This is a genomic window from Methylobacterium sp. 1973, assembly GCF_040545035.1.
GTDB classification, from domain to species: Bacteria; Pseudomonadota; Alphaproteobacteria; order Rhizobiales; family Beijerinckiaceae; genus Methylobacterium; species Methylobacterium fujisawaense.
In genome coordinates, this window is sequence record NZ_JBEPLA010000002.1 from 638,660 (window position 1) to 646,904 (window position 8,245).

General features: G+C 70.3%; 6 protein-coding genes and 1 tRNA gene. All 7 read left to right on the forward strand.

The window, feature by feature from the left end; all coding sequences use genetic code 11:
- Positions 1-8 precede the first annotated feature (8 nt).
- The 7 genes from ABIC70_RS07035 (at position 9) to ABIC70_RS07065 (ending at position 8,182) form a co-directional block, all read left to right on the forward strand.
- Entirely contained in the window at positions 9-884 is an 876-nt protein-coding gene (locus ABIC70_RS07035) for an aldose 1-epimerase family protein (RefSeq protein ID WP_354439248.1), read from the forward strand.
- A 3-nt stretch (positions 885-887) separates the two neighbouring features.
- Positions 888-1,595, forward strand: coding sequence for a uroporphyrinogen-III synthase (locus ABIC70_RS07040; RefSeq protein WP_354439249.1), 708 nt, complete (start codon positions 888-890; stop codon positions 1,593-1,595).
- A 375-nt stretch (positions 1,596-1,970) separates the two neighbouring features.
- Positions 1,971-3,884 carry a translation initiation factor 2 gene (locus tag ABIC70_RS07045; RefSeq protein ID WP_354439250.1) on the forward strand — a complete coding sequence of 638 codons (1,914 nt, stop codon included), beginning with the start codon at positions 1,971-1,973 and terminating at the stop codon, positions 3,882-3,884.
- A gap of 125 nt (positions 3,885-4,009) precedes the next feature.
- Positions 4,010-5,596, forward strand: a complete 1,587-nt coding sequence (locus ABIC70_RS07050) for a heme biosynthesis protein HemY (RefSeq protein WP_354439251.1) — start codon at positions 4,010-4,012, stop codon at positions 5,594-5,596.
- Between the two features lie 228 nt (positions 5,597-5,824).
- Positions 5,825-6,259, forward strand: a complete 435-nt coding sequence (locus ABIC70_RS07055; protein WP_043353036.1) for an NUDIX hydrolase — start codon at positions 5,825-5,827, stop codon at positions 6,257-6,259.
- Positions 6,260-6,361: 102 nt separating this feature from the next.
- A tRNA-Thr gene (locus ABIC70_RS07060) sits at positions 6,362-6,436 on the forward strand.
- Between the two features lie 183 nt (positions 6,437-6,619).
- On the forward strand, positions 6,620-8,182 hold the full coding sequence (locus tag ABIC70_RS07065) for a tyrosine-type recombinase/integrase (RefSeq protein ID WP_502915956.1): 1,563 nt from the start codon (positions 6,620-6,622) through the stop codon (positions 8,180-8,182).
- Positions 8,183-8,245: the final 63 nt, after the last annotated feature.

The window sequence follows — 8,245 nt, forward strand, 5'->3', positions numbered from 1 at the left end:
AGAGCACCGTGACCACGCGCATCGAGCTGACCGCACCGGACGGCACAACCGCGACCCTCGCGACGCACGGGGCCGAGCCGGTCTCCTGGCGGGTCGGCGGGACCGAGTATCTCTGGAGCGGCGATCCCGAGCACTGGAACCGGCACGCCCCCTGGCTCTTCCCGGTCGTCGGCGCCTCTGCAGGCGGGCACGTGACGGTCGGGTCGGAGCGCTACCCGATGGCCCAGCACGGCTTCGCCCGCGACCTGCCCTTCGCGGTGGTCGACCGGAGCGCCGACGCGGTGACCCTGCGCCTGACCGACGGGCCCGAGACGCGGGCGCATTATCCCTTCGCGTTCCGCCTCGATATCACCGCGCGGGTCCGTCCGGCGGGTCTCGACCTCGACGTGACCGTCGCCAATCCCGGCGACGTCCCCCTGCCCTACGCCCTCGGCTTCCACCCGGCCTTCCCGTGGCCCTTCGCGGGGGGCACCCGCGCCCGGGACGGCGGCTACGCGGTGACCTTCGAGCAGGCGGAGCGGCCCTTCGCGCCCCAGGTCGGCCCGGGCGGCCTGCTGCTGCGCGACGAGCAGCCGATCCCCCTCGCCGGGGACACGCTGCCCCTCGATCCGGCGCTCTTCACCGAGGCCTTCGTGTTCCGGAACGCCCGCAGCCGCTGGATGCGCTTCACCGGCCCCGGACGGGCGATCCGCATGGAGATGGCGGATTTTCCCCATCTGGCGGTCTGGACCAAGCCCACCGCGCCGTTCCTGTCGCTGGAATGCTGGACCGGCTACGCCGACTGGTCGGATTTCGCGGGCGACCTCGCCGAGCGCGATTCGCAGCGTCTGCTCGCCCCCGGCGGCACCGCGCAGCACGGCGTCCGCCTCTCGCTGGACACCTAGCCCGTGCGCATCTGGGTGGCACGGCCCGAGCCGGGGGCGACACGGACCGGAGCGGCCCTGGCGGCGCAGGGCCACGCGCCGCTCGTCGCGCCCGTTCTGGCGGTGCGGCCGACCGCGGCGGCACCGCCCGCGGGACCCTTCGCCGCCCTGCTCCTGACCAGCGCCAACGCGGTGCCGGCGATCCGGGACGCGCCGCCCCTGCGCGGTCTCCCGGTCTTCGCCGTCGGTGCGCGGACGGCTGCGCTGGCACGCGCGGCCGGCCTCGGTCCCGTGCGCGAGGGGCCGGGCGATGCCGCCGGCCTCGCCGCCCTGGTGGCGGATGCCCTGGCGCCCGGCGAATCCCTTCTCCACGCGACCGGGGCCGAGCGAAAGCCGGAGCCGGCGGCAACGCTGATGGCCGCGGGGTTCCGGGTCACCACCTTCGTCGCCTACCGGGCCGAGCCGCTGCGGACGCTCCCGCAGGCGGTGGGTCTCGAGCTCGCCGCGGGACACCTCGAAGCCGCCCTTCACTATTCCCGGCGCAGCGCCGCCGTCGCCCTCGCCCTCGCGGATGGATCGGGTCATGGCGGAGCTTTCCGCCGCCTGGGGCATTACTGCCTATCGTCGGATGTCGCGGCCCCCCTGGAAGCCGCCGGTGTTCCGGTCCATTTCGTCGCGACACGCCCGCGCGAAGCGGATCTGCTCGACGCCCTGGCGCCGCCACCGGGTTAGCCGTGCGGTGACAGGGAGGCCGGGCCGCCGTATCTCGCCCTCGCGCCCGGCGCCGCCGCGGTGCTAGGGGGGCGCGGCGACGCCGAAGAGTTGGAGGACTTGCCCGTGACGCCACCACCCAGCGACGCCGACAAGCCCGGTCCCGGCGGTCGGAAGCCGGACGCCGCGCCCGGCAAGCCCGGATCGTCCCTGCCGCCCGGGGGCGCGTCCCGGTCGCCCGCGACATCGGCGTCCACCGCCTCGGCGTCGGCCTCGACATCCTCGGCGTCCACCGCCGCCGGTGCGAAGCCGAGTGCCTCGGGTCCGGCCGAGACCGTGAAGGGACCGCAGGGATCCCCGCTCGGAACACCGCCCAAGCCGGCGACCGAGCCCGTCGTGTCCACCAAGCCCGGCACGAGCGACGCCCGCCCCGACGGCGTCAAGCCTGGGCCCGGTACCGACGGCCTGAAGCCGACGTCCGGCCCGGCCGCCCAGCCGCCCGGCGCCAAGCCCGATGCGCTCAAGGCCGGGTCCGATAGGATCGAGACGAAGCCGGGCACGACCACCTCGTCGTCGGCAACGGCATCGTCGTCGACGGCCTCCACCACCGCGTCGGCGGCCACCGGGGCGACGGCCGATCCGAAGGCCGCCCAGCCCGGCACCGGCCCCCAGGGCGGTCCCCGTCCGGGCGGTCCCGCTTCGGGTGCCGCGGGTCCGGCGGCCGCCAGTGCGGTGACGGCCGGTCCGATCATCGACCTCAAGGCCAAGCGCATCTCCGATCCGCCGTCGGCCGGCAAGGATGCGGCCAAGGACACCTTCAAGGATGCCTCCAAGGATGCCCCGAGGGATGGCAAGGAGGCGCCGAAGGGGCCGATCCCCGCGGCGGCCTCCGTCGATCCGGCCAGACCTGCGGCTGGATCGTCTGCCCGGGCGCGGGCCGGATTTGGATCGATCGCCGCTGCCGGGCTGCTCGGCGGCGTGATCGGCGCCGGCCTGCTGTTCGGTGCCGAGAAGGCCGGGATCGGTCCCGATCCGCGCCTGAACGCCCTGGATCAACGGCTCTCCAGCCAGATCGCGTCCCTTGACAAACGTCTCGACGGGTTGGCCCCGCGCGATGCGCTGGCGGCCCTCGACAAGCGCGTCGCCACCGCGGAATCGAGCGCCAAGCAGGCCCTGGACAAGGCCGGCGCGGCGCCGGCGGCCGCGACGGACGGCCAGGCCTCCGGTGCGGCGCCGGCCGTGCCGCCGGATCTCATCGCCCGCCTCGACAACCTCGACCAACGCGTCGCCGCGCTTCAGGAGGAGCCCGGCCAGGAGCCGGGCCGGGACCAGTCGGCGGGCGCGAAGCTCGGCGTGGTCCAGGACAACGCGAAGCAGATCGCCGATCTCGAGACCCGCCTGAAGGCGGTGGAGGACGCTGGCGGCGACAAGGGGGCGGCCGAGGACGCGTCCCGGAAGATCGCGGCGCTGCAGGGTGAGGTGGAGCAGAAGACCAAGGCGAATGCCGAGGCCGACGCGGCGCTCGGTCAACGCCTCGACGCGCTGCAACAGGCCCTCGACGCGCGGGTGAAGGCGGCCACGGAGGCGGTCCAGGCCGCCGCCCAGGCGAGCCGCACCGCCGCCGAGGCGGGGCAGACCCAGGCCGCCGAGTCCGCGAAGGCGGTGGATCGGCGTCTGCAGGAGCAGGCCGATCAGATCGCTGCGCTGGACAAGAGTGTGGCGCAGCGCGCCGAGGCCAGCACCGTCCAGGCGGCTCTCCGGGTCGTGGTCGCCGATCGCGTGGCGGCCGCCCTGGAATCCGGCACGGCCTATGCGGAGCCGCTGGCGACCCTGCGCAAGCTCGATCCGGGCACCGAAGCGCAGGCCAAGGCCCTCGCCCCCTTCGCCGAGGGCGGCGCGCCCTCGGCGGCGGATCTCGCCGACACGTTCCGGCCGATCGCCGAGCGGATCGCGGCCAAGCGGCAGGCGCAGCGGGCCAAGAGCGCCGCGGAGACCGGGGATTTCCGCTCCAAGCTCCTCAGCATGGCCGACGGTCTCGTGCAGATCCGCAAGGCCGACGCGCCCGCCCCCGAGGCTTCCGACGCTCCGGAGGGCAAGGTCCAGGCGGCCCTCGACCGCGGCGACCTGACGACGGCCTCGGCGGCCTTCGCGGCGCTCCCGGCCGAGGCCCAGGAGCCGGCCGGCGATTTCGGTGCCAAGCTGAAGGCCCGGGCCGAGGCCGAGCAGGCCGTGCGCACCCTCCTCGACAGCGCCTTCAAGGCCCTGCCGGTCGGCGCCGCCCAACCGGCCCAGGCCGCCCCCGGGCGCTAGTCCGGTGACGGACCCGATCCGCGCCCTGCGCGGCCGCACCCTCTCCGAGCGGACGCGCAGGCGCCCCGCTCCTCCCGCCCCCCGCGACGGCCGCCAGCCGGCCGCCGACAGGAGACACTGACCCCATGTGGCGCGCCCTCGCCTTCCTGGCCCTGCTCGCACTCGCCGCCTTCGGAGCGGTCTGGATCGCCGACAGGCCCGGTACCGTCACCGTCGTCTGGAACGGCTACCAGATCGGCACCAGCCTCGCGGTCGCCCTCGTCGGGGTGATCGCGGCGGCGATCGTCCTGGGCGTGCTCTGGGCGATCGTGCGCGGCGTCATCGGCCTGCCGGAGGCCCTGGTCCGCGGCTCCGCCGAGCGGCGCCGCGCCAAGGGCCTCTCCGCCCTCTCCCGCGGCATGGTGGCGGTGGGCTCGGGCGATCCCCTGGCGGCCCGCCGCTTCGCGGGCGACGCCGAGCGGCTCCTCGGCACCGAGCCGCTGACCCTGCTGCTCAAGGCCCAGGCCGCGCAGATCTCCGGCGACCGGGACGCCGCTGAAAGCGCCTTCCAGCGCATGGTCGACGATCCCGAGACCCGGGTCCTGGGCCTGCGCGGCCTGTTCGTGGAGGCCCGGCGCCGGGAGGACGAGACGGCCGCCCGCGCCTACGCCACCGAGGCCGCCCGCCTCGCCCCGAGCGTCACCTGGGCCAACGAGGCCCTGCTCGAGGCGCAGAGCGCCGACGGCGACTGGGCCGCCGCCCTGGAGACCATCGAGCGCCGCTCGTCCCTCGGCCTGATCGACAAGGCCACCGCCCGGCGGCAGCGGGCCGTGCTGCTGACCGCGATCGCCGGCGAGCGCGAGGCCGGCGAGCCGGAACTCGCCGCCGAGCGCATCCTGCAGGCGGTCAAGCTCGCCCCCGATCTCGTCCCGGCGGCCTGCATCGCCGGACGCCTCCTCGCCCGCCGCGGCGACGTCAAGAAGGCGGCCCGGATCGTCGAGGCGGCCTGGAAGGCCAATCCCCATCCCGACCTCGCCAAGGTCTATCTCGGGCTGCGGCCCGGCGATTCGGTCCGCGACCGTCTCGCCCGCGCCGAGGTCCTGGCGAAGCTGTCCGTCTGGGATCCCGAATCCCGGCTCGCCCTCGGGCAGGCCGCCCTCGACGCGCGGGATTACAAGCGGGCCCGCGAGGCCGTGAAGCCCCTGCTCACCGACCGGCCGACCGCCCGCGCCTGCCTGATGATGGCGGCCATCGAGGAGGCCGAACACGGCGCCGCCTCCGGCCAGGCCCGCGAGTGGCTGGCCCGGGCCGCCCGCGCCCCGCGCGACCGCGTCTGGATCGCCGACGGCATCGCCACCGAAACCTGGGCGCCGGTCTCGCCGGTGACCGGGCGCCTCGACGCCTTCACGTGGCGCGAGCCGCCGAACACCCTAGCCGCCGCACCCGCGGTGGAGCCGGAAGCGGAGTCGACCGCCCCGGCCCTCGTCCCGGCCGCGACGCGCCCCTCTGCGCCCGTCCCCGGATCGGTCGCCCCGTCGGCTTCTGCACTGTCTTCTGCATCGGCCTCTGCAGCGGTCGCCACCGGACCGGGAACGCCGGTGCCTGTACCCACCGTCCTGCCGGCGAAGGCAGCCAGCGCGAAGACCGCCGGCGCCGATCCGGTCTCGGCCGGGATGGCGGCCGCAGCGCTGCCGCCGGGATCGGCGGATCGCGCCGTTCGTCGGATGGGATGACCGGCCGCGCCAAGCGCCGATCATCCCCGCAGATCATGACAGGACCGGCGCGACTTCACGGAGAGGTCGCGCCGTTCGTCTACTGGCAGTTGAATGTGCCGGCTCGCCCTATAGCGTGTGCTCAGAGCCGTCGACCGAGGGTCCGATCATCCGCCAGACTGCACAGAGCCCGCACGCGGCGTCGATGACGCCGGGTCGGGGCAGCCTTCCGCCTCGCGCGGTGCGACCATGACCCTCAACGACGATGACGGGGAGCCGCGTCGGCAGGTGGGAGCCTTGCCGTTCCGGCGCGGGCGGGATGGCCAGCCCAAGATCCTGCTGGTGACGTCGCGGGAAAGCCGTCGGTGGGTCATCCCGAAAGGGTGGCCGATGAAGGGGCGCAAGCCGTTCGAGGCGGCCGCGCGGGAGGCCTACGAGGAGGCGGGCCTGCGCGGTGCGGTCGGCAAGCGTCCGATCGGCTTCTACCTCTACCAGAAGCGCCTGAGGAACCTCGACACCGTCCTGTGCCAAGTGAAGGTCTTTCCCCTCGAGGTGCGCAAGCAGCTCAAGGACTTTCCCGAGGCACGTCAACGGGACCTGCGCTGGTTCACGCCGGTGGAAGCCGCCGAGGCGGTCTCCGAGCCGGGCCTCGCCGCCCTGATCCGGGCCGCATCGCGCACGTAAAATGCGCGGAAGCGCAACACGGCGTTGCCAACGCTGCGGCGATCCGTTATGGCCCCACTCGGCCGGACGGACACGCCCCCCGCGGGGGCGCCCCGGTCACCTGCTGCGGTAGCTCAGTGGTAGAGCACTTCATTGGTAATGAAGAGGTCGAGAGTTCAATCCTCTCTCGCAGCACCATTAAAATCTCATTCAGCGCAAAACGTCACAGTGCCATAACGACTTAGGGCCGCTCCCTTTCACACGGCGGCTTCACACATGGCACTTCCGATGGCGCGTCCTTGGCTGCACCCTGAGACTGGCACCTACTACCTACGACAGCGCGTCCCTAGCGACCTCTTGGCCCGCGCCAAGGGGCAGCGCTTGACCCTGGCGATCGGCGAAGAGGCTGCTGTTGTGACCATCGGTTCGATGGTCCAGGTGTCGTTGCGGACGAGGGATAGGCACATCGCCAAGGTGCGGCACGCTGAGGCGGACGCCGCCCTCAAGCGCTTCTTGGCTTCCGTTCGGAACGGTCTAGTCAGCCTCACGCACAAAGAGATCATGATGCTGGCTGGCCGCGCGTACCATGCGACGGTCCGGGCGCTGGAAAACGACCGCAGCCGCTTCATCCTGAAGGTCGTCGAGACCGCAGAAGATGCAGGACACCAGCTGAACGGGAGTGTCACTTTCGAGGCGGCTCGCGCGGAGTTCGTGTCTCTCCTTGAAGCGCAGGGCACCACGGCCGCCTTGGCTGGGCACGAGGATCCTCGGGAGGTTCCCCTACCCCTTTTAGAGGCGGGATTCGGAGTCCAAGCCGATGCGCTCCTTCAGCTGCAAGGCCTGCGCATTGACGAAGCTAGCCGCGCTCTGCTGCTTCGGGAGATCTACGGGGCGATGCGCCAAGCAGCCGAATTCCTAGGCCGCAATGCCAAGGGCGATTTCCGGCCCGATCCCGCGGCCGATCGCTACCCAGCTTACGAAGCTTCAAAGGGTGCCGTTGACGATCTGAGGAAGCATCTAACTGTAGACGCCCTCTTTAATCTTTGGCTGGAAAAGCGAAAAAAACCGACAGTAAACACAAGAAAAAGATTTACTTCGACTTTCCGTTCACTCTCCGCGTTTGTGGGAGATCGAGATATCAATGCTTTAACTAGCCGGGATATATATAGTTGGGCAGAGCATCGGTTGAATGTTGATGGGGTATCTGCTCGCTCAATCAATAGATGTGATATTGCCAACGTAAAAGCTGTATTTGAATGGGGCAAGACACAGCCGGCAGATTTTGTGGTCCAAAATAATCCAGCGACCAAAGTCCGACTAGAAGAAGAGCGGCAGAAGAAAATTCGAGAAAGGACGTTTTATCATTCTGAGATCATTGAAATATTAAACCTGGCATCGAGTGTTGATTTAAATCCAAGTTATCCGAAACTCGCGGCCGCTCGACGTTGGTGTCCTTGGCTTGCGGCTTATTCCGGAGCGCGGATAAGTGAGCTGACCGCTTTGCGACGCAGCGATATTCGCCGTGAGGATAATATTTGGGTGATGACCATCAACGGGACGAAAACCAACGAAATCCGCACGGTTCCTCTTCACGAGCATTTGATTGAAATTGGATTTCTAAATTTCGTCGAACAATCAGGTCTCGGAGCCCTATTCTTCAACGAGAGAAGAAAGCGTCGAGGAGAGGGAACGAGCCCACCTGAGATAGTGAGCAAGGATGTGGCGCGCTGGATACGGCGGGAAACGCGCCTAGACGCAAATGTTGATCCGAACCATGGATGGCGGCATACCTTCAAGACCATAGCCTCGGGCGTTGACATACCTGAGCCTCAGATTGACGCGATTGTAGGGCATGGTCCTGGATCAACCTCGCGCAAGTATATCGCTCCTCCGCTGAAAAATCTATCGAGTGTGACCTTGCCCCCTGGTCTGCCCTCATTCTGAAGCTAGAGTCCGTCGATCAGGAGACGGACGATGAAGAAGAGCCGGTTCAGCGAAGAGCAGATC